20 protein-coding genes and 1 pseudogene are annotated in these 23,528 nt (G+C 61.8%); 13 read left to right on the top strand and 8 right to left on the bottom strand.

What is annotated here, in order from left to right; translation table 11 throughout:
• Positions 1-201: 201 nt before the first annotated feature.
• Positions 202-1,614 carry a pyruvate kinase PykF gene (gene pykF / locus NWP14_RS02555; RefSeq protein WP_095102096.1) on the bottom strand — a complete coding sequence of 471 codons (1,413 nt, stop codon included), beginning with the start codon at positions 1,612-1,614 and terminating at the stop codon, positions 202-204.
• Positions 1,615-2,119: 505 nt separating this feature from the next.
• On the opposite strand from pykF, the gene fumD reads away from it, so the two are divergent.
• Positions 2,120-2,335 carry a fumarate hydratase FumD gene (fumD, locus tag NWP14_RS02560; protein WP_095102098.1) on the top strand — a complete coding sequence of 72 codons (216 nt, stop codon included), beginning with the start codon at positions 2,120-2,122 and terminating at the stop codon, positions 2,333-2,335.
• Positions 2,336-2,358: 23 nt separating this feature from the next.
• Here fumD and NWP14_RS02565 read toward each other — a convergent pair whose 3' ends face one another.
• On the bottom strand, positions 2,359-2,997 hold the full coding sequence (locus NWP14_RS02565) for a TetR/AcrR family transcriptional regulator (protein WP_095102100.1): 639 nt from the start codon (positions 2,995-2,997) through the stop codon (positions 2,359-2,361).
• A 125-nt stretch (positions 2,998-3,122) separates the two neighbouring features.
• Here NWP14_RS02565 and NWP14_RS02570 point away from each other — a divergent pair, with 125 nt between their 5' ends.
• The 4 genes from NWP14_RS02570 (at position 3,123) to NWP14_RS02585 (ending at position 8,107) form a co-directional block, all read left to right on the top strand.
• A complete protein-coding gene (locus NWP14_RS02570; RefSeq protein WP_375214715.1) occupies positions 3,123-4,976 on the top strand; it encodes a bifunctional sugar phosphate isomerase/epimerase/4-hydroxyphenylpyruvate dioxygenase family protein in 1,854 nt (617 codons plus the stop codon).
• Between the two features lie 160 nt (positions 4,977-5,136).
• A complete protein-coding gene (locus NWP14_RS02575) occupies positions 5,137-6,459 on the top strand; it encodes an MFS transporter (RefSeq protein ID WP_331833856.1) in 1,323 nt (440 codons plus the stop codon).
• 15 nt (positions 6,460-6,474) lie between these two features.
• Positions 6,475-7,311, top strand: coding sequence for a shikimate dehydrogenase family protein (locus NWP14_RS02580; RefSeq protein ID WP_375214716.1), 837 nt, complete (start codon positions 6,475-6,477; stop codon positions 7,309-7,311).
• A gap of 55 nt (positions 7,312-7,366) precedes the next feature.
• On the top strand, positions 7,367-8,107 hold the full coding sequence (locus NWP14_RS02585; RefSeq protein WP_375214717.1) for a substrate-binding domain-containing protein: 741 nt from the start codon (positions 7,367-7,369) through the stop codon (positions 8,105-8,107).
• Here the strand turns inward: NWP14_RS02585 and NWP14_RS02590 are convergent.
• From NWP14_RS02590 to NWP14_RS02600, 3 genes are read right to left on the bottom strand one after another with little or no spacing between them, the layout of a single operon-like run.
• On the bottom strand, positions 8,091-8,840 hold the full coding sequence (locus NWP14_RS02590) for an ABC transporter ATP-binding protein (RefSeq protein ID WP_375214718.1): 750 nt from the start codon (positions 8,838-8,840) through the stop codon (positions 8,091-8,093). The genes NWP14_RS02585 and NWP14_RS02590 overlap by 17 nt on opposite strands.
• Positions 8,840-9,844: an iron ABC transporter permease gene (locus NWP14_RS02595; RefSeq protein WP_095102114.1), complete on the bottom strand. Its 1,005-nt coding sequence runs from the start codon at positions 9,842-9,844 to the stop codon at positions 8,840-8,842. Before NWP14_RS02595 ends, NWP14_RS02590 begins: the two co-directional genes overlap by 1 nt.
• A complete protein-coding gene (locus NWP14_RS02600) occupies positions 9,834-10,895 on the bottom strand; it encodes an ABC transporter substrate-binding protein (RefSeq protein ID WP_375214719.1) in 1,062 nt (353 codons plus the stop codon). The genes NWP14_RS02595 and NWP14_RS02600 overlap by 11 nt, the downstream gene beginning before the upstream one ends.
• A gap of 191 nt (positions 10,896-11,086) precedes the next feature.
• Between NWP14_RS02600 and NWP14_RS02605 the strand changes: the two genes are divergently transcribed.
• Positions 11,087-11,836 (top strand): polyphenol oxidase family protein, encoded by a 750-nt coding sequence (locus NWP14_RS02605; RefSeq protein WP_375214720.1) that lies wholly within the window; start codon positions 11,087-11,089, stop codon positions 11,834-11,836.
• Here the strand turns inward: NWP14_RS02605 and NWP14_RS02610 are convergent.
• On the bottom strand, positions 11,833-13,413 hold the full coding sequence (locus tag NWP14_RS02610; RefSeq protein ID WP_375214721.1) for a rhodanese homology domain-containing protein: 1,581 nt from the start codon (positions 13,411-13,413) through the stop codon (positions 11,833-11,835). The two genes, NWP14_RS02605 and NWP14_RS02610, sit on opposite strands and share 4 nt — an antisense overlap.
• Position 13,414: 1 nt before the next feature.
• Entirely contained in the window at positions 13,415-14,011 is a 597-nt protein-coding gene (locus NWP14_RS02615; RefSeq protein ID WP_331833851.1) for a cysteine dioxygenase, read from the bottom strand.
• Between the two features lie 130 nt (positions 14,012-14,141).
• On the opposite strand from NWP14_RS02615, the gene NWP14_RS02620 reads away from it, so the two are divergent.
• The 7 genes and pseudogenes from NWP14_RS02620 (at position 14,142) to NWP14_RS02650 (ending at position 21,190) form a co-directional block, all read left to right on the top strand.
• Entirely contained in the window at positions 14,142-15,035 is an 894-nt protein-coding gene (locus tag NWP14_RS02620) for a LysR family transcriptional regulator (RefSeq protein ID WP_095102125.1), read from the top strand.
• A 144-nt stretch (positions 15,036-15,179) separates the two neighbouring features.
• Complete coding sequence (locus NWP14_RS02625) at positions 15,180-16,265, top strand: LLM class flavin-dependent oxidoreductase (protein WP_375214722.1); 1,086 nt, start codon at positions 15,180-15,182, stop codon at positions 16,263-16,265.
• 71 nt (positions 16,266-16,336) lie between these two features.
• Positions 16,337-17,424, top strand: a pseudogene (locus NWP14_RS02630) (acyl-CoA dehydrogenase family protein).
• 11 nt (positions 17,425-17,435) lie between these two features.
• On the top strand, positions 17,436-18,410 hold the full coding sequence (locus NWP14_RS02635; RefSeq protein ID WP_095102129.1) for an ABC transporter substrate-binding protein: 975 nt from the start codon (positions 17,436-17,438) through the stop codon (positions 18,408-18,410).
• Positions 18,407-19,444 carry an ABC transporter substrate-binding protein gene (locus NWP14_RS02640; protein WP_375214723.1) on the top strand — a complete coding sequence of 346 codons (1,038 nt, stop codon included), beginning with the start codon at positions 18,407-18,409 and terminating at the stop codon, positions 19,442-19,444. Before NWP14_RS02635 ends, NWP14_RS02640 begins: the two co-directional genes overlap by 4 nt.
• Positions 19,425-20,420: an ABC transporter permease gene (locus NWP14_RS02645; RefSeq protein WP_095102133.1), complete on the top strand. Its 996-nt coding sequence runs from the start codon at positions 19,425-19,427 to the stop codon at positions 20,418-20,420. Before NWP14_RS02640 ends, NWP14_RS02645 begins: the two co-directional genes overlap by 20 nt.
• Complete coding sequence (locus tag NWP14_RS02650; RefSeq protein WP_375214724.1) at positions 20,414-21,190, top strand: ABC transporter ATP-binding protein; 777 nt, start codon at positions 20,414-20,416, stop codon at positions 21,188-21,190. The genes NWP14_RS02645 and NWP14_RS02650 overlap by 7 nt, the downstream gene beginning before the upstream one ends.
• 63 nt (positions 21,191-21,253) lie before the next feature.
• On the opposite strand, the gene NWP14_RS02655 is transcribed toward NWP14_RS02650, so the two are convergent.
• Positions 21,254-23,416: a TonB-dependent siderophore receptor gene (locus NWP14_RS02655; protein WP_157349255.1), complete on the bottom strand. Its 2,163-nt coding sequence runs from the start codon at positions 23,414-23,416 to the stop codon at positions 21,254-21,256.
• Positions 23,417-23,528: the final 112 nt, after the last annotated feature.

The following is a 23,528-nucleotide window of genomic DNA, read 5'->3' on the forward strand; positions in this document are numbered from 1 at the left end:
TCGCTCAAAGAACCAACGAATTTGGAGGATTAGTTTAAAAAGCTGTGTGAAAACAGCACGCTTCCATCGGATTCATCTTAGATAATCTCTTATTAAATAGTAAATTCCGATTTGCATTTTTATTAAGAGTAGCTAGTGATTGAATAAAAAAAAAGCGCCTCACGGAGGCGCCTTTAAAAAAACGAATTAGCCTGTAAATTATTACAGCACGTGCACGGATGCGGTATTGGTTGTTCCGCTTGGAACCAGCGCTCCGGACACCATCACGACGACGTCGCCTTTACGCGCCAGACCGCTCTGCAGAGCCAGCTCTTTGCCCAGCATGTAGAAGTCGTCGGTAGAGGCCAGCTGCTCAACCAGCTGCGGTACAACGCCTTTGGTCAGCACCAGCTGGCGGGCGGTGGTTTCGTTGGTGGTCAGCGCCAGGATAGTGGCATCCGGGAAGTATTTACGCACTGCGCGAGCGGATTTACCGCCCTGGGTGGCGACGACGATCAGCGGCGCTTCCAGTTTTTCAGCGGTTTCAACAGCACCACGGCAAACGGCTTCGGTGATGCGCAGCTTGCGGTTGTCGTTGTTGAACTCCAGACGGCTGGTCATGACGCGGTCGGTACGTTCGCAGATGGTCGCCATGATGGTAACCGCTTCCAGCGGGTATTTACCTTTTGCCGATTCGCCGGACAGCATCACGGCATCGGTGCCGTCGAGGATGGCGTTAGCGACGTCGCCGGCTTCCGCGCGGGTCGGACGCGGGTTCTTGATCATTGAGTCCAGCATCTGGGTAGCGGTGATAACCACTTTACGCGCGCGGATACATTTTTCGATGATCATTTTCTGGGCGAAGATAACTTCTTCAACCGGGATTTCAACGCCCATGTCGCCACGAGCAACCATGATGCCGTCGGAGGCTTCAAGGATTTCGTCGAAGTTGTTCAGGCCTTCCTGGTTTTCGATCTTGGAGATGATCTGAATGTTGTCGCCACCGTTAGCCTTCAGGTGTTCGCGAATTTCTACTACGTCAGAACGCTTGCGGATAAAGGATGCGGCAACAAAGTCAACGCCCTGTTCGCAGCCGAAGATCAGGTCCTGTTTGTCTTTCTCAGCCAGCGCCGGCAGAGCGATAGATACGCCCGGCAGGTTAACGCCTTTGTTCTCGCCGAGGTCGCCGTTATTCAGCACTTTACAGATAACGTTTTTACCTTCGATGGCGGTAACTTCCATACCGATCAGACCATCGTCAACCAGTACGGTGTTGCCAACGGAGAGGTCAGAGGTAAAACCTTCATAGGTGACGGCTACGATTTCGTTGTTGCCGACTACGGATTTGTCGGTTGTGAAGGTGAAGGTCTGACCCGCTTTCAGGGAGACGTCGTTGCCGCCTTCCAGTTTGATGGTGCGAATTTCCGGACCTTTGGTATCCAGCAGGATAGCGGCGGTTTTACCGGTTTTGCTCACCACATTGCGCAGGTTCTGGATGCGCTGACCGTGTTCAGCATAGTCGCCGTGAGAGAAGTTCAGACGCATGACGTTCATGCCCGCGTCCAGCATCTTGGTTAACATCTCTTCGGATTCGGTTTTCGGACCGATGGTGCAAACAATTTTGGTCTTTTTCATGAAGGTATTAGTCTTTAAGTTGTGAAGGATAGGGGAATCTCGCTCCGTGGGCGCACTGCCGTGGAGGCAAACCTGTATTGCGAAAGCTGCTATGCCACGCTCTAAGGATAGGTGACAACAATAGAGCGTGCAGAAGAATGTGTGCTGGCGGTTCAGCCCATGAAAAGAGGCAATTTTTTATGCTTTTAGTCATGCAGTCCAATGTGCTGAAACCATTCAAGAAAGAATCGGTGTGCATTATACGACGATGAAACAAAAAAGGAAAATGAAAACAACGTTTCATTTTCCTTTATACAAACGCAACAAAACTCACACCAATAACAATCTTATCTGCAACACAAATTTTCGCCAGTCGCTAAGATAAACTGGCCGCAGCGTGCCGTTTTAGCCGCGGTTTGGTCATGGAAATTCGCCATTAGCGAAGAAACGGTGCGCTGGTTTGATTTATGCGGAAAAGATATCAATAATGAATTGATTGATAATGATAATTTGCGAGCGTGATTTGATGGGAAACCGAGCAAAAGACGATGAGTTGTACCAGGAAATGTGCCGCGTGGTGGGGAAAGTCGTGCTCGAAATGCGCGATCTTGGTCAGGAACCGAAACATATCGTGATTGCCGGCGTCGTTCGCACCGCGCTGGCGAATCCCAAAATCGCCCGTTCGGAGCTGACTCATGAAGCGATGACCCGGGTTATTCACGCCTTATCAGGACATGAATAACGCCGACGGCAGCGCCTCAGGCTTCAGGATATAACGAAGCGAACCACCGCTTTTACCGCGATATCGCAGTGGTGGGCGACCATCGCCTCATCGTCGATTTCCGGCAGCGGATCGTCGAGATAGAGGCTGTTGAAGGTGTAAAAATTCGAGACCTGATAAAAGCTGAAGCTGCTGATCAGCCGGTGGACGTCCCGCGGCTCAATCCCGGCCTGAAAAATCCCCTGCTGCTGCCCGCGCTGGAGAATATCCTCGAGGATGGAAAGGGCGGTTCGGTTCAGCGGTTTCAGCTGCCCGGATGACTGCAGCCACTTCCCGCGCTGCATATTCTCCATACAGATCACGCGCATAAAGTCCGCGTGGGTCGCGTGATAGCGCACGCTCCACCTCACCAGCTGAACCAACGCCTCCACCGGAGGAAGCTGCTCCAGCCCGAGCTGCTGTTCCGTTTCGCGAATACGGGCGTAGACGTGCTGCAGCACGGCCTGATACAGCAGCTCTTTGCTTTTGAAGTAGTAGACCACCATCCGCTTGGTCGTCTGCGCTTCGACGGCGATCTGTTCCATCCGCGCCCCCGAAAGCCCGTGTTCGGCAAATACGGCAATCGCGGCGGTGAAGATCCGCTCTTTCAGGGATTGCGCTTCATCATGAGCAACCACGGACATAACCACTCCTTTTTTCTGAGAGACAAAAAATACACATAACGATCACAATTTAGCAACCTTGTGTGGCGCGAATGAACCAAATGATACATATTCAGGGCTCACGTCCGCTGATGACACGAGGATCTATGCTGCGCTCAATCGCCACCGTCTCGATTTCCGGTACCTTACCTGAAAAGCTTCACGCCATTGCCGCTGCGGGTTATCAGGGCGTCGAAATCTTCGAAAACGATCTGCTCTATTATACGGGCACGCCGGCGGATATTCGTAATCTGGCGGCTGATTTAGGGCTAAAAATCACGCTTTTTCAACCCTTTCGCGATTTTGAAGGCGCCAGCCGCGCGCAGTTTGCGGCCAATCTGGCGCGGGCGAGGCGCAAATTCGCGCTGATGCATGAGCTTGGCTGCGACACCATGCTGCTTTGCAGCAACGTGCAGCCGGACTGCTCCGCCGATATCTCCCTGCAGGTGGCGGATTTACGCGCCCTGGCGGATCTGGCGGAGCAGGAGGGCATTATCGTGGGCTATGAGGCGCTGGCCTGGGGGACTCACGTTAACCTCTGGCATCAGGCCTGGGAGCGGGTAAAAGCGGTGAACAGCCCGGCAATGGGCATCGTACTCGACAGCTTCCATATCCTGGCGCGCGGCGACGATCTGGCGCGCCTCCACGAGGTGCCGGTGGATAAAGTCACCTTCCTGCAGCTTGCCGACGCGCCGCTGATGAAGATGGATGTCCTCGAATGGAGCCGCCATTTCCGCTGCTTCCCCGGCCAGGGGCAGCTGCCGCTGGTGGATTTTGCCTGCGAGCTGACCCGCTGCGGCTATCGCGGCCCGTGGTCGCTGGAGATCTTTAATGATGGTTTTCGCGCCTCGCCGAACGGCGCGACGGCGAAAGACGGCTACCGTTCGCTGCTGTGGCTGGAAGAGCAGACCCGGCGCCAGCTGGCGAGCAGCGATGCGGCGCTGTTTGACGCGCCGGAGTTAGCCCCCTACACGGGGCTGGAGTTTATTGAATTTGCCGCCAGCCCCTCCGAGGCCAAAACCCTCGGCCAGCGCCTGGCGCAGCTGGGTTTTCAGCAGGAGGGCCAGCATCGTTCGAAACAGGTGGCGCTGTGGCGTAACGGGGCGGCAAGAGCCGTCGTCAACTTTCAGCCGCACAGCTGGGCCGACCATTTCTACCAGCGCCACGGGATCTCGCTGTGCGCGATGGCCCTTGGCGTCAGCCGCAGCGCGCCGATTATTGCGCGCGCTCGCGCCTACGGCTACGCCACCTGGCAGGGCGACGCCGGGCCGAATGAAAGCCCGATTCCGGCGGTTTGCGCCCCGGATGGCAGCCTGATTTATTTGATTGAGCGCGGGGACGATATCTATGCCCGCGATTTCCACCTGCAGCCGCCTGCGGCTGTGCGCGATGATTACAGCGGCATCGATCACCTGGCGCTCGGGATGGAGGCGGACAGCCGCGACAACTGGATTATGTTCTTCCGCACGGTGTTCGGCTTTACGCTCGAACATGAACAGACGCTGCCGGATCCGTACGGTCTGGTGCGAAGCCTTGCGGTACATAGCCCGCAGGGCAACATCCGCCTGGCGCTGAATATTTCTCAAAGCCGCGCGACGCAGATTGCCCGCTCCGTTGCCTGCTATCAGGGCGCAGGCCTGCAGCATGTGGCCTTCGCCTGCCGGGATCTGCCGGCCATCCTCGATTACCTGCCTGAGGTCTCCCTTAACGCGCTGCCGATCCCGGCAAACTACTATGAGGATTTAGCGGCGCGCTTTGGCGCAGGTGAGAGCGTGGCGCTGTTCAAACGTCTGCAGCTCCTCTACGACCGCGATGGCCAGGGCGGTGAATTCCTGCATCTCTACACCCGACCCTTTTCCGCAGGGCGCTTTTTCTTTGAATTGACCGAAAGACGTGACGGCTACGCGCTCTACGGCGCGGCGAACGCGGCGGTGCGTCTTTCGGCGATGCAGTACGGCTAGTTTGTATCAAATGGTTCATCTGATACGTGTCGCCCATACAATAACAATATTCATCTGCACCCAACGCACCACATCACTCGCGCTGCGCTAAGGCGGCAACGTTCCTGCCGCCCGTACAACAGCGGCCCGGGTGATAACGTGTCTATGACAGGAAACGACTATGAGTTCTTATAGCCATAACCACGCGGCGACGGCGGCGACCGTGACCACCGCGCGCCGCTCCCGGCGGCGTATCGGGATCCTTTCGCTGCTGGCCGTCGGTACGATGATTAACTACCTTGACCGAACGGTATTAGGCATTGCGGCCCCCAGCTTAACCTCCGAGCTCGGCATCGATGCCGCGGTGATGGGGATCGTGTTTTCCGCCTTCGCGTGGACCTACGCGCTGGCGCAGATCCCCGGCGGCCTGTTCCTCGACCGTTTCGGCAACAAGGTGACCTATTTCCTGTCGTTGACCCTGTGGTCGCTGTTTACCCTGTTTCACGGCATGGCGCTTGGCCTCAAGACGCTGCTGCTTTGCCGTTTTGGCCTCGGGGTCAGCGAAGCGCCGTGCTTTCCGGTCAACAGCCGGGTCGTCAGCGCCTGGTTCCCCCAGCAGGAGCGGGCCAAAGCCACTGCGGTATATACGGTGGGCGAATATCTTGGGCTGGCCTGCTTCTCCCCGCTGCTGTTCTGGATCATGGGCAGCTTTGGCTGGCGGACGCTGTTTATCAGCGTCGGCGCGGTCGGCGTGCTGTTCGCGCTGGTGTGGTGGCGCTGCTACCGCGAGCCGCACGAGGATAAGCAGCTTAGCCCGCAGGAGCGTGACCATATCGCCAGCGGCGGCGGCATGACTACCGCGATGCAGCAGCGGACGCTCTTCAGCTGGCCGCTGGTCCGCCAGCTGCTCGGCAAACGGCAGATCCTCGGCGCCAGCATCGGCCAGTTTGCCGGCAATACGGTACTGGTCTTCTTCCTGACCTGGTTTCCGACCTACCTGGCGACCGAGCGCCACATGCCGTGGCTAAAAGTGGGCTTCTTCGCCATTCTGCCGTTCCTCGCCGCCGCCGGCGGGGTGATGTTCGGCGGCTGGGTATCCGACAGGCTGCTGAAGGCCACCGGCTCGGCGAACCTTGGGCGCAAGCTGCCTATCGTTGCCGGCCTGCTGATGGCCAGCACCATTATCTCCGCCAACTGGCTGACCAGCGATCTGGCGGTGATCCTCGTGATGTCGTTCGCCTTCTTTGGTCAGGGCATGGTCGGCCTCGGCTGGACGCTGATTTCCGATATCGCTCCACGGGGGCTGGGCGGGCTGACCGGCGGATTGTTCAACTTCTGCGCCAACCTTGCCGGGATCCTCACGCCGCTGATCGTCGGCTTTATCGTCGCGGCCTTCGGCAGCTTCTTCTATGCGCTGGTCTATATCGGCGGCGCGGCGCTGCTCGGCGTGGTGGCATATCTGTTTATTCTTGGCGACGTCAAACGCATCGAGCTGGCGAAATAGAGAGAGGGACAGGAGATGGTGATTAGTGGCAACACGCGGCTGATAGCGCACCTTGGCTATCCTACCGTCAGTTTTAAGGCGCCGATGATTTATAACCCGTGGTTTGTAAACCAGCAGGTGGATGTCAAAGTGGTGCCGATGGGGGTCAGACCTGAGGACTATGCCGACTTTATCGCGCCGCTGTTCTCGATGACCAATATCGTCGGCGCGCTGGTTACCATGCCGCACAAGATTGCCACCTGCGGCCTGGTGCAGCATCTCAGCCCCACGGCGGCAATTGCCGGCGCGTGCAACGCCATTCGCCGCGAGGCCGACGGCAGCCTGAGCGGGGATATGTTTGATGGCGAAGGCTTCGTCCTTGGCATCCGCCGCAAGGGTTTTCAGCCCCAGGGCGCGCGGGCGCTGGTCATCGGCTGCGGCGGCGTTGGCTCGGCGATCGCCGCTTCGCTGGCGGCGGCGGGGGTCCGCGCCCTGACGCTCTACGATAGCCATCCGCAGGCGGTGCAGGCGCTGGCCGGGCGTCTGCTGCGGCACTATCCGGTGCTGGATCTCAGCCTGATGCAGCGCGATCCGCAGGGGCATGACCTGGTGGTCAACGCTACGCCGCTGGGCATGAAGGCCGACGACCCGCTGCCGCTGGACCCGCAGCGGCTGTCGCCCGCCTGCTGGGTGGGCGAAGTGGTGATGACCCACGAAATGACGCCGCTGCTGCGGGCGGCGCAGGAGCGGGGCTGCGCGATCCAGCGCGGCACCGACATGCTGTTTGAAATGATCCCCGCCTACCTGCGCTTTTTCAATTTGCCGGTGGCGACCCCGGAACGGCTGCGGGAGCTGGCGGAAATTCGCTACTGAAACGCGCTCAGTCCGGTTACCATAGCCAGCATTTCCGGGCTTCAGCGAGAGATCTATGACACCTTGCATCGTTCTGCTGGCGGCGGGGAGCCTGAAGGGCGCCTTTGTCCCGCTGCTGGCGCGTTTTCATCAGCTTACCGGCATTGCGGTCGAGGCGCATTTTGCTCCCGCGGGCCTGCTGCGCGAGCGGATTGAGGCCGGGGAGCGCTGCTCGGTTTTCGCCTCCGCCAATAGCCAGCATCCGCAGGCGCTGCAGCAGGCGGGGCTGGCGGGCGAGTGCTGGCCGTTTGCCGCTAACCAGCTGATGCTCACCGTGCGACGAACGGCCGCTAGCGATGAGGCCGACTGGCTGACGCTGCTCTGCGACCCGCAGCTACGCCTGGCGACCTCAACGCCGGGCTGCGATCCTTCCGGCGACTATACCTGGCAACTATTCGAACGGATTGAAGCCGGCTATCCGGGGGCCGGGCGGCGGATGATGGCCCGCGCGAGGCAGCTGGTGGGGGGAAGGGGCTCGCTACAGGTCCCGCCTGGCAGCACGGCAGGTGCCTGGCTGATTGGCGAAGGGTTAGCCGATCTATTTATCGGCTACGCCCACTACGCCGGCCAAATGGCGGCCAGCGACGCGCTGCGTACCGTCGCCATTCCGCCGCCGTGGAACGTTCGCGCCGACTACTACCTGACACAAACCGAAGAGAGCGCCGGGGCGCAGCGGCTCAGCCGCTTTATTCTCGGCGACGAGGGGCAGGGCTACCTGCGCGCGGCGGGCTTTTTGCCGGTCAGCGGCGGATCGTAAACTGCGGCGCCAGCAGCGGTACGGCCGATCCGGGGTGATCGATTTTATGGACCGGTAAACCGTAGGCCTGCTGCAGATTGGCTTCGCTCAGCACCTCGGCGGAGCGTCCTGCCAGCCACTCGCCGTCAGGCAGCAGGAGTAAAGTATGGCTGGCTATCTGCAGGGCGTGGGTAGGATCGTGGGTGGTGAACAGCACCGTGCGCGTCTGGCGATGCGCCAGATCGCTAATCAGCTGCAGCACCACCTGCTGATTAGCGAGATCCAGCGCCGAGCAGGGCTCGTCGAGCAGGATATTCTGGCTGGCGCCCACCAGCGCGCGGGCAATCAGCACCAGCTGCTGCTGGCCGCCGGAGAGCGCGCGAAAGGATGCGGCGGCCAGATGCGCAATCCCCAGCTGGCGCAGCGCCTCCTGAACTTGCCGTCTATCTTCAGCGCCTGGCTGGGCGAACAGATCGACATGGAGTGCGCGACCCATCAGCACCACCTCCTGCACCTGCCAGCTGAATGCCGGGCGAAAAGATTGCGGCACGATGGCGGTGCCGTTGACGGACTCAAACCGGCCGCCGAGCGGCGGCAGCACGCCGGTCAGCGTATCAAGCAGCGTGCTTTTTCCGCGCCCGTTAGCGCCCAGGATCGCCCAGATCTCGCCGGCGCGACAGCGCAGGCTAAGGGGAGCAAACAGCGGCTGACGGTGGCCATAAAGCAGCTGCGTCAGGCTAAGAGAGGCCTCCATCAGACGGTTCCTCGACGACGGGAATGGAAAAGCAGCCAGCTAAACAGCGGCGCGCCGAGCAGGGCGGTGATAATCCCAATCGGGATCTCCGCCTGGGTTAAGGTGCGGGCCAGACTGTCCACCACCACCATAAAGCCGCCGCCGAGCCAGAAGGCGGTGGGCAGCAGGCGTCGATGGTCGGCGCCGACCAGCAGGCGGGCAAGGTGCGGAATAACCAGACCGACCCAGGCGATGCTGCCGCTGACCGCCACCTGCGCGGCCACCAGCACGGCGCAGCAGACCAGCACGCTACGCCGCAGCGCGGTGACCGATACCCCCAGCCCGCGGGCGTCCTTATCCTCCAGCGCCAGCAGGTTAATCCGCCAGCGCAGCCGATAGAGAATGGTTGCGGCGGCGATAACCGGCAGCGCCATCAGCAGCACCTTATGCCAGTTAGCGGTGGCGAAGCTGCCCAGCAGCCAGAAGACGATATTCGGCAGCGTCTCTTCGCTATCGGCCAGATACTGCATCAGGCTGACCAGCGCGGCGAAAAAGCCGCTGAGGATAATGCCCGAGAGGATCAGCACCAGGGTGTTTTCCCGCCCCTGCAGCGCCGCAATCAGGTACACCAGCATCAGCGCCAGCAGGCCAAAACCGAACGTTGAGGCCATCATCAGCAGCGTGTCCAGGCCTAAGAGGATCGCCAGCGTCCCGCCGAAAGCGGAGCCGGAGGTCACGCCGATGATATGCGGATCAACCAGCGGGTTTTGAAATACCCCCTGCAGGGTGGCTCCGCACAGGCCCAGCGCGCCGCCGGCCAGCAGCGCCATCACCACCCGCGGCAGACGCACCGACCAGACGATCTGCCCGGCCACGCCGTCGGCGGGCGACAGATGGCCAAGCTGGCGAAAGACCTCGCCGAGGCTCAGCGGATACTGACCCAAACAGAGTGAAGTCACGGCGATCAGCAGCGTTGCCAGCGCCAGGCCTCCCTGCAGCAGGGCCGGGTGACGATTACTGAGCATCGGGCGTCCATTTTACGCGGTAAAAGCGCTGGTAATAATCCTCCGCCCTGGCGTCGACGTCGACGGCGCTATAGCGGGACGGATAGAGCTTTTTCGCCATCCACAGTTCGCCGATCGCCAGCGCTTCCGGCATCGGGTAGCCCCAGGCTTTGGCGTATTCCGGCATCAGCCAGACGCGATGGTTTTTGACCGCGTCGATTCTCTGCCACTGCGGATCGGCGATAATCTGTTTCACCACTTCCGGATAGCGGTCCTGGACAAAGATCACCTCCGGGTTCCACTGCAGCACCTGCTCCAGCGAGACCTGACGCGCGCCCTTCACCGAGGCGGCCGCCACGTTCAGCGCGCCCGCGTGCTTCATCATCAGGCCGGTATACTTCCCGGAGCCGTAGGTATTAAGATCGGGATTAGCCATATAGACGCGGACCCGCCGGCCGTCGGGAATGTCGGCAACCGGCGCGTTGGCCTGCGCCCGGGCGCTAAAGGCGTAGCGAATCAGCTCTTCCGCCTGGGCCTTACGATCGACCACCTCGCCAATCAGACGAATACCCTGTTTCAGCCCTTCGTTATAGGCCTGCTCTTCGTCGGCCATCGACGGGTTCATTTTATTCTGCTCCCCCTCGGCGTCCTGGCGCAGCGACACGGCGACGACCGGGACTCCGGCATTCTGAATCTGCTGAATCATCGCCTGGGGAGCGTAGTTGGCGACGAACACCACCTGCGGATGCAGCGCCAGCAGGCTTTCGATGTTGACCTGGGTTAAATCCCCCGGCATTGGCAGCCTGTCGATGGCGGGCATAAAGCGCGCAAAGGCCGGGCCGAGCTGCTTTTTCCAGCTGCTCATGACGCCGACAACGTCGTCGGCGGCGTTAAGCTGCACCAGCAGGTTCAGGGTCTGATGCTGCAGCACGACGACGCGGTTAACGCGATCCGGCAGGGTGACCTGGCGCCCCGTCTGGTCGGTGATGGTGCGATCGGCAAAGGCGTTACCGGCGAACAGAGTGCTGCCGATCAGCGTCAGGCTGAGCAGGAAACGAGGTAGTGTTGACATAGGCGGCTCGGTTAGATGGGAAAGAATCGTTGTGTATTAAAATATATAGCGTTGTCGGAAGCAACGCTAAACGTCGCGTATACCCCTTAAGATCAAGGTGATTCCACTCTTTCGCCTGCCGTCCGGCCGCCTTGCGCATCCGCCGACTTTGGCATACGGTAAATCATCATTAATTTATTTTCGCTGCCATCATGTCCTTTCAATCCCGGTTATTAAGCGATATTCCCGGCATCCGCCATGCCTTCCTTGACGTGCACGAGACCGCCGCCTTTCCCTACGGCGAAATGGCGCCGGTTAAGCTGGTTCACGGCAACGTTGTCCATCACTATCAGGCCCCTTTGGCGGAACGGCCGCACGCCGACGCGGTGTTCACCGCCCGAAGCGGGCAAAAGGTGGGGGTGGTGACCGCGGACTGCCTGCCGATGCTGATGGCCTCCCGCGACGGGCGCTACGTCTGCAGCGTCCACGCCGGATGGCGCGGCGCGGCGAGCGGGATCGTCGAAAACAGCCTGGCGCTGTTCCGCGAGCATCGGGTGGCGCCGGAGGAGGTGATAGTGGCGATCGGGCCGCATATCCACGCCTGCTGCTATGAAGTCTCCGCCGACTTTTATCGCTCTCTGCTGACGATGCCGGCGGGCGAGCTGGCGCGGCGGCATCGTGACCTCCTGTTCCATCAGCGCCCCGCGCAGCCTGCCAGAGCGGAGCAGGCCCGGGGGACGGAGGCGGATAATTTGTGGTTCGATCTGCAGGCTTTTGCCCGGCTGCTGCTGCAGCGCGCCGGCGTGGCGGATGAAAACGTCGAGTGGCTGGGCAGCTGCACCTACTGCACGCCGCAGATGCTGGGCTCGTTCCGGCGGCGCACCCATTTCCCGGCAGCGAAAACCTTCCAGTACTCGTGGATTATGCGTGCGCCTGACCGCGAGAACGGCGGCGCCGGCTAGCGCACCCTAAAGCCGTGGGTGGCGTCGCGCGCCAGCTGCTCGACGAGTCCGAACTCCCAGTCCAGATAGGCCTGCATCGCCTCGGGAGAGTTATCCGTTCCCTCATACGGGCGACGATAGCGGTCGCTACGTTCGCTCGCCAGGTGCGTATCGCCCCGCTCCAGCGGCAGATCGGCCGCTATCCACGCCTGCGTGCCGCCGCGCAGCAGCTGCACCGGCTTACCGGTAAGCGCCGCGACTTCGGTGACGGCGTAACGTGCAAGCAGGCTGCTGCCGCAGGTGAGCACATAGCGCTCGGCGGGCGGGAGAACCGCCAGCGCCTGCTTGAGCTGGGAGCGCACCAGCCACCAGGCGCCGGGAATATGCCGCGCCGCGTAGTTGGCGCTGGTGGTGAAATCCAGCACCGCGGTGCCCGGTTCATTCAGCAGCTCCGCCAGCTGGCGGGGCGCGATCTCTTCCGCCTCCGGGGCCGGCGGTACGCTGGCTGCCGGTACGCCGCGCTCGCTAAAACCTGCCGGATTTTCTTCGCGCAGCACCGCCACCTCCCAGCCCATCTGCGCCAGCCAGGAGGCGGTGATGGCCGCGCGAACGCCGTCATCATCCAGCGCGACGATCCGCGCCCCGCGCACGCTGGCATGGTGGTCCGTCTCCTGCACCAGCTGTCCCCCAGGAGCGCTGAGGCTGCCGGGCAGGTGGCCGGCGGCATACTCCTCCGGGCTGCGGACATCGAACAGATAGGTGGTCCGATCCTCCTGGCGCCGCCAGCGCTGCAGAGTCGCGTCGTCAATAAACGCCACCCCGGCGCTTTCGGCCAGCGCGCGCACCTGCTGGAGGCGCGCCGTCGACGCCTGCCGCTCAGGGTCATAGCGCCGCTGCTGGCCGTGCTCCAGCGCTAATCCGGCCAGCGTCCAGCCGATGGTTCCGTTACGCAGGGCGTAGACCGGATTACGCACTCCGGCGTTGAGCAGCGACTGGGCGCCGATAATGCTGCGGGTGCGTCCCGCGCAGTTAACCACGATCGGCGTCTGCTCCGAGGTCACGAGGCCGTCAACCCGCAGCGCCAGCTCGCCGCCGGGAACGCTGATGCTGCCGGGAATACTCATGGTCTGATACTCATCGAAGCGTCGGGCGTCCAGCACCACCACCGGCTGCGGGCCGTCAATCAGCGCCTGAACCTCCTGCGCGCTCAGCGAAGGCGTATGGCGCTGGCTCTCGACCAGTTCACCAAACGCTTTGCTCGGGGAGTTGACGTCCTGAAACAGCTCCCCGCCGCTGCGCTGCCAGCCGGATAGCCCTCCGTCGAGCAGAGCGACGTCCCGATAACCCCAGCCGCGCAGGCGTTCGAGAGCCAGTATTGCAAGGCCTTCACCGTTGTCGTAAACGGTTATCGGCGTCGTCAGGCGCGGCACCCGGCGGCTTATTTCCAGCTCCAGCTTGCTGAGCGGCAGGTTTGCGGCGAACAGCGGATGCGCGGTGGCGAAGTGCGCTTCTTCACGTACGTCGATCAGCGCCAGCTCAGCGCCGTCGAGCAGCGCCTGGCGGATCTGTGCGGCCTGGCGTAAGGAGTGAACGGGCATATTAATTATCCTTAGAGAGATCCCAGATATTGGGTAAATGGCGGTTGGAGTAGCCGGAGATAAACGGTTTGCTAACGCCTTCCGGGGTGTACACGGCACGTTTGACGGCGCCGATATTGCCGCCGTAAACGTGGATGCTGATCGATACCCTGTCCGCCAGCGCGTTGCTGACCCGGTGAATATCGCCGTCGCGGGCGGAGACTTTCTCCACCTCGCCGGGGGAGAGCCGCTGCGCGATACCGTCAGCCACCGGCGTTCCGGCGTCGTCGAGGCGATAGCGCTGATTCTCTTCCGCCCCGCGCAGCATGCCGATCGCGCCCCACACCCGGTGGTCGTGGATCGGCGTCGACTGTCCTGGCCCCCAGACAAAGCTGACTATCGAAAAACGCTGCCCGGAGTCGGCGTGCAGCAGATACTGCTGATAGTGATGGGGATGCGGCAGGGCGTACTCGTCCGGCAGCCAGTCATCCTGCTTCACCAGCGCCGCCAGCCGCAGGGCAACCGCATCCAGCAGCGACGACGGCTGGCTGACCTGGCGATGCAGGACGTCAACGTCTTGAATAAAATGGCGTAATTTTTCCAGTCGTGGAGTGCTCATCATCGGTTCCTGTCAGAGGGGCTGGTCAATACGCTAACAAAGGCGTTAATATTATTTAAATGCAATTTCCGCATATATTAATATGCAAAATAAACATTAAGAGTTTGGCGAGACTGACTCTAAGGAACCTATGCGCATTGACGACATCGACGCCCTGTTAGCCACCGTACAGTTCTCCTCGCTGAATCAGGCGGCGGAATATCTGGGCATTACCCAGTCGGCGATCACCCGCCGGCTGCAGCGGCTGGAACAGACGCTGAACGTGACCCTGCTGGAGCGTCAGACCAGGCCGTTGACCCTGACCGTCGCCGGGCATCGCGTATACGAGCAGTGCCTGACCATCAAGCGGGAAACCAAAAAGCTCTACGGGCTGCTGGACCCGGAGGCGGAGCCGCGCGGCGTTCTGCGCCTTGGCCTACCGCAGAGCGTGGCTGAAATCGCCCTCCAGCCGGCGTTGACGGCGCTGCGTCAGCAGTTCCCGCACCTCCAGCCGCAGGTGACCTGCGGCTGGAGCGGCCAGCTGCAGAAGCGTCTGGAAAGCGTCGAGCTTGACGGCGTGCTGGCGATGGGCCCGGCGCAGCAGGCCTTCGCGGAGGGCTACAGCGGGCGGCTGCTGTGTCCGCTGGATATCGTGGTGATTGCCGGCAAGAGCCTGCGCCTCTCCGCCGGGGCGCTCCGGGACTGCGCGGCGCACGGCTGGGTGCTCAACCCCGACGGCTGCGGGCTGCGGGCGGGATTGATTCGCGAGCTGCAGGCCCAGGGGCTGCGGCTACAGCTTAATACTGAAACCGCGGGGGCTCAGCTGCAGATTGGCCTGGTGGCGCAAGGGCTGGGGCTGGGCATCGTGCCCCGCGCGGCGCTGACCGCCAGCCCGTGGCGCGATGAGATTAGCATCCTGGCGCTGGCCGATTTCCAGCCCGCGGTCTGCTTATGGCAAATCAGCGCGCAGAATCTGGCTAATCTTCAGCAGCCGCTCACTTTTTTTGCCGCAAAAATCGTGCAACAGCTGGCGTCATCTGACTGAAAAACATGCGTAATTTATCTAAATGCTGATTTAGCATATTAAGATATGATAAAAATGCATTTTGTTCATTAAGCTCCCGTGTATAGGGTAACGATATCGCGCCGCCGCCGCGGCCAGCCCGTTACCCTGACCCAAGGAGTTTGTATGAGCATTCAGTTTCTCGGCATGATCGGCCACCGTCTTGTGTCCGAAACTATCGCCCCGGCAGGGCCGATTTTTGACCGCGACTATATCGTTCGTTTTGCCCAGACTCACGAGGCCGCCGGGTTTGACCGTCTGCTGGTGGGGCATTGGTCCGATCAGCCCGATGGCTTTCTGGTAACCGCCCTGGCCGGGCTGTCGACGCAAAAAATCAGCTTCCTGCTCGCCCACCGCCCGGGTTTTGTTTCGCCAACCCTCGCCGCGCGAAAATTCGCCACCCTTGAGCATCTGCTCGGCGGCCGCCTCGCGGTGCATATTATCAGCGGCGGCAACGATGCCGAACAGCGCCGCGACGGCGACTATCTCAATCACGACCAGCGCTATGCGCGCACCGACGCCTTCCTTGAAACGGTACGAAAAATCTGGACCGCGGAGCAGCCGGTCGATATCGCCAATGAGTTCTACCAGGCCGAGCAGGCATGGTCGGCCATTCGTCCGCTGCAAAAGCCGCATATTCCGCTCTATTTTGGCGGCTCTTCAGAAGCCGCCATTCGGGTGGCCGGTAAGCACGCCAACGTCTTTGCCCTGTGGGGAGAGTCGCTGGGGCAAACCCAGGAGACGGTTAAGCGGGTGCGGGCTGAAGCGGCAAAACATCAGCGGGAAATTGATTTCAGCGTCTCCTTCCGGCCGATTATCGCCGACAGCGAAGCGCAGGCCTGGGAAAAAGCCGAACATATTTTACACGTGGCCTCCGAGCGCGCGGCGCAGAGTGACGGCGGATTTAAAGCTAAACCGGAAAGCGTCGGCGCCCAGCGCCTGCGGGCGACGGCGGAGCAGGGGAACGTGGTGGATAAGCGCCTGTGGACCGGCATTGCGAAGCTGGTGGGCGGCGGGCATAACTCCACCGCGCTGGTGGGGACGCCGGAACAGGTTGCCGACGCGCTGCTCGATTACTACGACCTCGGGGTCCACAACTTCCTGATCCGCGGCTTCGATCCGCTCAACGATGCGCAGGAATATGGCAAAGCGCTGCTGCCGATCGCCCGCGAAAAGGCGGCGCTGCGGGCGGCTAAGGCGCGGGTATCGTGAGCTATCCTCCCCAGGCTCCGCCTCGGTCGGCGGCCAGCTGGCCGCAGCGGCTGACAGATATCCGCCGGCAGATGGCGGAACGGGCGGCAGAACTTGACCGCAGCGGCGAATTCCCCGGCACAACCTCGACCTGCTGCGACAGGAAGGCTTTCTGAGCCTGGCGACGCCGCGGCGCTACGGCGGCGCGCAGGCGGACCTGCTGCAGCTGCAGGAGGCGATTTCCGCCATCGCGTGGGGGGAACCGGCGACGGCGCTGATCGTCTGTATGCAGTATCTGCACCATCTGCGGCTGGCGGAGAGCGATGGCTGGACGGAGCCGCTGCGCGAACGGGTCTTTCGCGATGCCGTCGAGCGCGGCGGCCTCATCAACAGCCTGCGGGTTGAACCAGAGCTCGGTTCCCCGGCGCGCGGCGGCCTGCCGCAAACGATCGCCACCCGTACCGCGCAAGGCTGGCGGCTTAACGGCCACAAGCTCTATACCACCGGCGTTGAGGGGCTGAGCTGGCTGGCCGTCTGGGCGCGGAGCGATGACCCCGACCCGCTGGTGGGGACCTGGCTGGTGCCGGCTAAAAGTGACGGCGTCACTATCGTCAGAAGCTGGGATCACGCGGGAATGCGCGCCACCGGCAGCCATGAAGCGATCTTCAGCAACGTGCTGCTGGCGCCGGAGAGCGCGGTGGAGACCTGGCCTGCGGCGACGCCGCCTGGGCCGAATGCCGAACAGACGCGGCTGTTTGCCAACCGCCACGCGGCGCTGCTGGCGGCAATTTACGACAGCGTCGCCCGCGCCGCGCGCGACTGGCTGCTGGGCTGGCTGCGTTCACGTATCCCTGGAAGCCTTGGACAGCCGCTAAGCCAGCTGCCGCGGGTGCAGGAAAAAGTAGGGCAGATCGAGAGCGCGTTGCTAACCAACCGCTGCCTGCTGCAGCGGGCGGCCGCGCTGGGGTTTACCGCCGCTGAAGCCAATCTGGCGAAGGTGACCATCACCGACAACGCCATTCTGGCGGTAGGCCTGGCGCTGGAGCTCACCGGCAATCACGGGCTCAGCCGCCAGCATCCTCTGGAGCGCCACTACCGCAACGTGCTGTGCGGACGGGTGCACACGCCGCAGAGCGACAGCGCCTGGCAGGCGGCGGGTAAACAGGCTTTTCAATTATAAGGATAATCACCATGCGCGAACGAAAGAGAACACCTTTAGCCGCGGCGCTAATGCTGCTGGCGCTGAGCGGCTATGCGGCGGCGCAGGAGCGCGTCACGCTGCGCATTGCCGATCAAAAAGGCGGCATGCGCTCGCAGCTTGAAGCCGCGAATGCGCTGCAGAACCTGAATTACGACATTAAGTGGGCGGAGTTTCCCGCCGCCGCGCCGCTGGCCGAAGCGCTGAACGCCGGTGCGGTTGATGCCGGGATTATCGGCGATGCGCCGCTGCTGTTCGCCCTCGCCAACGGCGCGCCGGTAAAAGCGATCGCCGTCGATAAGAGCAACCCCGCCGGCACCGCGGTGCTGGTCTCCCCGGGCAGCCCGCTGAAAAGCGCGGCGGACTTAAAGGGCAAACGCATCGCTACCGGGAAGGGGTCTATCGGCCATTTTGTCGCCCTCAAAGCGCTGGAGCAGGCGGGGATATCGCCCAGGGACGTGCAGTGGGTCTTCCTCGGCCCGGTTGATGCCAAAGTGGCATTGCTCAACGGGTCGGTGGATGCCTGGGCGACCTGGGAGCCCTACACCACCCAGCTGGTGAAAACCGCCGAGGGGCAAATTCTGGTCAGCGGCAAGGGGCTGCTGCCCGGCAATACCTTCCTTGCTGCCACCGACGCCAGCCTCAAGGACCCGGCTAAACGGGCGGCGCTGCAGGATTATCTGCATCGCCTGGCGGGAGCGGAGCGCTGGGCCTATGCCAATCTGGACAGCTACGGCAAAACCCTCGGCGAGATTATCCGTTTTCCAGCGGATATCGCCCGGGCGCAGTTCGCTAACCGGCAATCGCAGTGGCAGCGCCTGGACTCGCGCATCGTCGCCCAGCAGCAGGCAACCGCCGATTTTTATCAGGCCAACGGGCTGATTCGCGCCAGGCTGGACGTCACGCCGACGTTTGATGACGGCTTTACCGTGCCTGCGCAAGCCGCTCAGCAGGAGACCACGCCATGATCCAGCACTCTTTTTCACGCCGTCGCTTTCTACAGCTGAGCGCCGGCACGGCGCTGGCGACAACGGCCTGGCCGCTGTGGGCGCATGATATGGCGGCGATGCCCGCAGAGGGCGAAAACCTGGCGCTGCGCCTGGCCGAACCGTACAAAATCAAGCTGGCGATCAACAAAAGCGCGGTGTGCCTTGCCCCGGTCGCGGTGGCCGAGCAGCAGAAGTTTTTCAGTAAGTACAACCTCGACGTGGAGTTCGTCAATTTTGGTAATTCGACCGACGTTCTGCTGGAGGCGATAGCCACCGGCAAGGCGGACGCCGGCGTCGGGATGGCGCTGCGCTGGCTGAAGGCGCTGGAGCAGGGTTTTGACGTCAAGCTCACCGCCGGGACGCACGGCGGCTGCCTGAATCTGCTGACGGCAAAAAATTCGCCGTTTGGCGGCCTGGAGAGCCTGAAAGGGCAGACTATCGGGGTGACCGATATGGCCGGCCCGGATAAAAACTTCTTCGCCATTTTGCTCAAGCGTCACGGGATCGACCCGCTAAGCGACGTGCAGTGGAAGGTGTATCCCGCCGATTTGCTGAGCGTGGCGCTCGATAAACGCGAGATTGCCGCCATCAGCGGCAGCGAACCCTTCAGCTACCGCCTGCTGGAGACCGGAAAGTATCAGCTGATCGCCAGCAATATGAGCGGGGATTATGCCGACCTCAGCTGCTGCGTGCTGGGGGTTAGCGGATCGCTGGCGCGGGACCACAAGCCGGCGGCCGCCGCGCTGACCCAGGCCATTCTGGAGGCGCATAGCTACGCTTCGGCCCACCCGCAAAGCGTGGCGCAGGCGTTTATGGCCCACGCGCTAAATACCAATGAAACCGAGGTCTCGGGGATCCTCCACGGCCAGGGCCACGGCCACCACGCCGTCGGCGAGGCGTTCGTGAAAGAGCTGACCCAGTACGCTATTGACCTGCAGCGCGTGCAGGTGATCAAGCCCGGGACCGATCCCCATCAGTTTGCGGAGAGTATTTATGCCAACGTATTCGCCTGAGCAGGCGCTGTCGCGGCCGCGGGCGGGCGGTCCGCTGTGGGCTGAAGGCCTGCTGGCCGCCGCGCTGTGGCTGGCGGGCGGGCTTTTTACCCTCAGGTGGCCGGATGCCGGGCGACGCTGGCCCTACAGCGAAGGCTGGGCAATGGCGCAGTTCGCGATAGCCGGCGGGCTGCTGCTGCTGGCGCTGAGCTACCGCTACTGGCGCCAGCGGGGCGGGCGTCTGCAGCATGCCGGGAAATGGCTGGCGCTGCTGCCGGTGCTGTTCGGCCTGTGGGAGTGGCTGACGGCGAAATCCGCGCTCCTGCCGGTACCGTTTTTTGCCCCGCCGCAGGCGCTGATCGAAGTTCTGTATGACGACTGGCCGCGCCTGCTGGATAGCCTGCTGCACTCGCTGGGCCTGCTGAGCCTTGGGGTGCTGCTCGGGACATCCAGCGGCTTTATCAGCGGACTGGCCATTGGCTGGTCGCAGCGCATTGGCTACTGGCTGCATCCGGTGCTGCGCCTGCTCGGGCCGGTGCCGTCAACGGCGCTGCTGCCGCTGTGCCTGTTTATCTTCCCTTCCAGCTTCGGGGCCAGCGTCTTTTTAATTGCCCTCAGCACCTGGTTTCCGGTCACCGTTTTGACGTGGTCCGGGGTGATGAGTATCGACAAAGCCTGGTACGACGTGGCGCGCACGCTGGGAGCCAGCCAGCGCTTTCTGATCCTGCGGGTGGCCATTCCCGCCGCGCTGCCGAACGTCTTCGTCGGGCTGTTTATGGGGTTAGGCGCCTCGTTTTCGGTGCTGATCGTCGCTGAGATGGTGGGCGTCAAATCCGGGATCGGCTTTTATCTGCAGTGGGCGCAGGGCTGGGCGGCCTACCCCAACATGTACGCCGCGCTGCTGGTGATGGCCTTTCTCTGTTCCGGCCTGATTAGCGGACTGTTTATTTTGCGCGACCGGCTGCTGAGCTGGCAGCGAGGAGGCATGACATGGTAACGACCACGGCAGCGCCGGCCGGTGCGGCCATCGACATCGCCCATCTGAGCCACGCCTTCGCGCTGGGCAGGCAGACGGTGCCGGTGCTGGAGAATATCAGCCTGCAGCTGCGCCCCGGAGAGAGCGTGGCGCTGCTTGGGCCGTCGGGCTGCGGTAAATCCACCCTGCTGCGGCTGCTGGCGGGGCTGGAGGCGCTGCAAAGCGGCCAGGTGCAGATCGATGACCGCCGCATGGGGGCTCCGGGGCCGGAGCGGATCCTGGTGTTTCAGGACCCGACCCTCTATCCGTGGCTGACGGTGCGGCAAAATGTGCTGCTCGGGCCGCAGGCGCAGGGGAGAAAAGGGCTGGAGCCAAAGGCCGACGCGCTGATTGCGCGGATGGGGCTTGAGGCGTTTAGCGCCGCCTGGCCGCGTCAGCTCTCCGGCGGGATGGCCCAGCGGGCGGCGCTGGCGCGGGCGCTGCTCAACGAGCCGCGGCTGCTGCTGCTCGATGAACCCTTAGGCAAGCTGGATTCCCTGACGCGCATCAGCATGCAGCGCGAGCTTATCTCGCTCTGGCAGCAGCAGGGCTATACCAGCCTGCTGGTGACGCACGATATTGAAGAGGCGCTGCTGCTGTGCGAAAGGGTGCTGGTGATGTCGCCGCGTCCGGGGCGAATTATTGCCGAATTTACGCTGCCGCTGCCCTTTCCGCGCCACCGCGATAATCCGCAGCTGGTTGGTCATCGGCAGGACATTTTGCGCATCCTGGGCCAGGCGGAGGACTGGTAAGATTGGCGATGGGGAGCGTCTCCCGGCGGCAACGTTGCGCTGCGCCGGGAGAGCGTCAGGCGCTTAAAAATCCATCTTCACCGTAAACTGCACTTCGCGCGGGTCGCCAATCTGGTTGCCCAGGTTATTGGTACCGATTGACGAGGTGTAGTAGGTCTTATCAAACAGGTTCTTAACGTTAACCTGCAGGGTGACCGGATACTGCAGCTTCATCTTATAGGCGGCGAACACGTCCGCGACGCCGTACCCCGGCAGATAATAGTCCGCGCCGTTGGTGGCGGAACGCTTGCTGACCGCGTGCCCCCCGGCGCCGAGCGTCAGGGTGTTGCTGGCATAGACGTTATGCACGTCATAGGTCATATACAGGGAACCGGTATGCTTTGGCACGTTTGGCATCGGCTTGCCGGCGTAGTCCGGATCGTCGAGTACCTTGGCGTCGGTATAGCCGTAGCTGGCGATGATGCTCAGGTTGTCGGTTAACGACCCGGCGACATCCATCTCTACGCCGCGTGAGCGCACTTTACCCGCCGTTTTGGCAATGGTTTCATCCCCGACCGTTTCGCTGTACAGCACGTTACGCTTATCAATATCGAACAGAGCGATATTGGCGGTCACGCCGTTGAACAGTTCAAACTTGGCGCCCAGCTCATAGGAGGTGGACTCTTCCGGCGGCAGGTTGCCGATATAGCTGGCGATGGACGATTGCGGCATAAACGACTGCGCCACGTTACCGAACAGCGAGATGGTCGGCGTCAGCTTATAGACCAGGCCAAATTTCGGCGTCCACTTCTGGTCGCTGCTGTCGGTATTGACGTTAAACGGGCGTCCCTTTCCGGCATACTGGGTGTAATACTGGTAGCGCACGCCGGCGACGGCGATCCAGCGGTCGTTCAGGTAGAGCGCATCCTGCACGTAGGCGGCGTAGCTCTCCTGCTGGATGCGCTGATCGCTGTCGGAGGCCGACACGCTGGTGCATTTATCGACGGTACCGTAGACCGGGTTGTAGATATTGAATCCCTTCACGTTTTTACAGCGGATCATGCCGGTGCGCAGCAGATCGTAGTTCTCGTAGGCGATACCGCTGAGGATCTCGTTGTAGAAGCCGCCAATCACCACGTCGCCCTGCAGATCGGCGCGGGTCGAGTGCATCTTCTGGGTTGAGCCGTGGGTGGCGTCAACGCGCCGGGTCAGGTCGCCGGTGGCCGAATCATAGGCCATGACCCGAGCCTGGTTATCGTTGTAGTGATCCTGGCTGTAGCTGTAGTCGAAGCGGGCGGTCCAGGCCTCGTTGAGCCGGTATTCGGCGTTAAGCTGCGCCAGGTCGGAATAGCCGTCGGTAACGTTAAACGGTTCGTCAAAACGCGTTTTACGATCGACGTTAACGGCCTTTTTGGTCGTGAGATCGAAAATCGTCCCGCGATCGAACGGCGTATTGTAGTCGCGATGCGAGTACGACACGTTCACCGTGGCGCGGTCGCCAAACCAGGTCAGGGAAGGGGCGATAAAGCTGCTCTTCTCTTTGCCAAAGTTGCGCCAGTAGTCTTCATTCTGATATTCGCCGATGACCCGGTACGCCAGCCGCGTCCCTTCGATGGGCCCGGTGACGTCAAACTGGCCGCTGCCGCCGCCAAAGCTGGTGGAGGTGGCCGAAATCGATCCGCCGAAGGTTTTTTCCGGGCGTTTCGTCACCACGTTAATCAGCCCGCCGGGGTCGAGAATGCCGTACAGCGTCGAGGCCGGGCCTTTCAGCACCTCCACGCGCTCGGCGGCGGCGTTGAAGCTGCGCGGCAGGACGGTGCGCAGCCCGTTGGTCATAATGGAACCGTCGCGGTTGGCGCCGAAACCGCGGCGGGTAAAGGCGTCCTGGGTGCCGCCGAGGGTATTGGTCTGCACGACGTTAGCGACGTTATACAGCGCCTCGTCGAGCGTAGTGACGTGCTGATCTTGCAGCACCTGGTCGCTGACGGTGTTAACCACCTGCGGGATATCCAGCATCGGCATTGAGGTCAGCGTCGCGGTCGAGCTGCTGAGGGGCTGATAGCCGCTGGTGGCGTTTTGCTGCGTGCCGTCCGCCACCACCGTAATGGTTTCGTCGCTCGCCTTTTTATCTTTTTCCGCTGCGGTTTCCGCTGCGATAATCCCCGGAGAAGTAAAGGAACCCAAAAAAATCAGTGAAAAAAGTGCACGCCCTTTCAATGTCGTGAAAGGGACAGTTGATTGCGTCATTTGTCTGTTTCTCATGAACGAATCTGTCCTTTGCGGACAGATAAAGCCAATTAAATCATTGCCCTTAAAAATATTATCTATCTGTTATCCGCTATAATTCGCGCCCAGATAT

The sequence above is a fragment of the Klebsiella sp. C349492 genome, from assembly GCF_042055345.1.
GTDB lineage: Bacteria > Pseudomonadota > Gammaproteobacteria > Enterobacterales > Enterobacteriaceae > Klebsiella > Klebsiella scottii.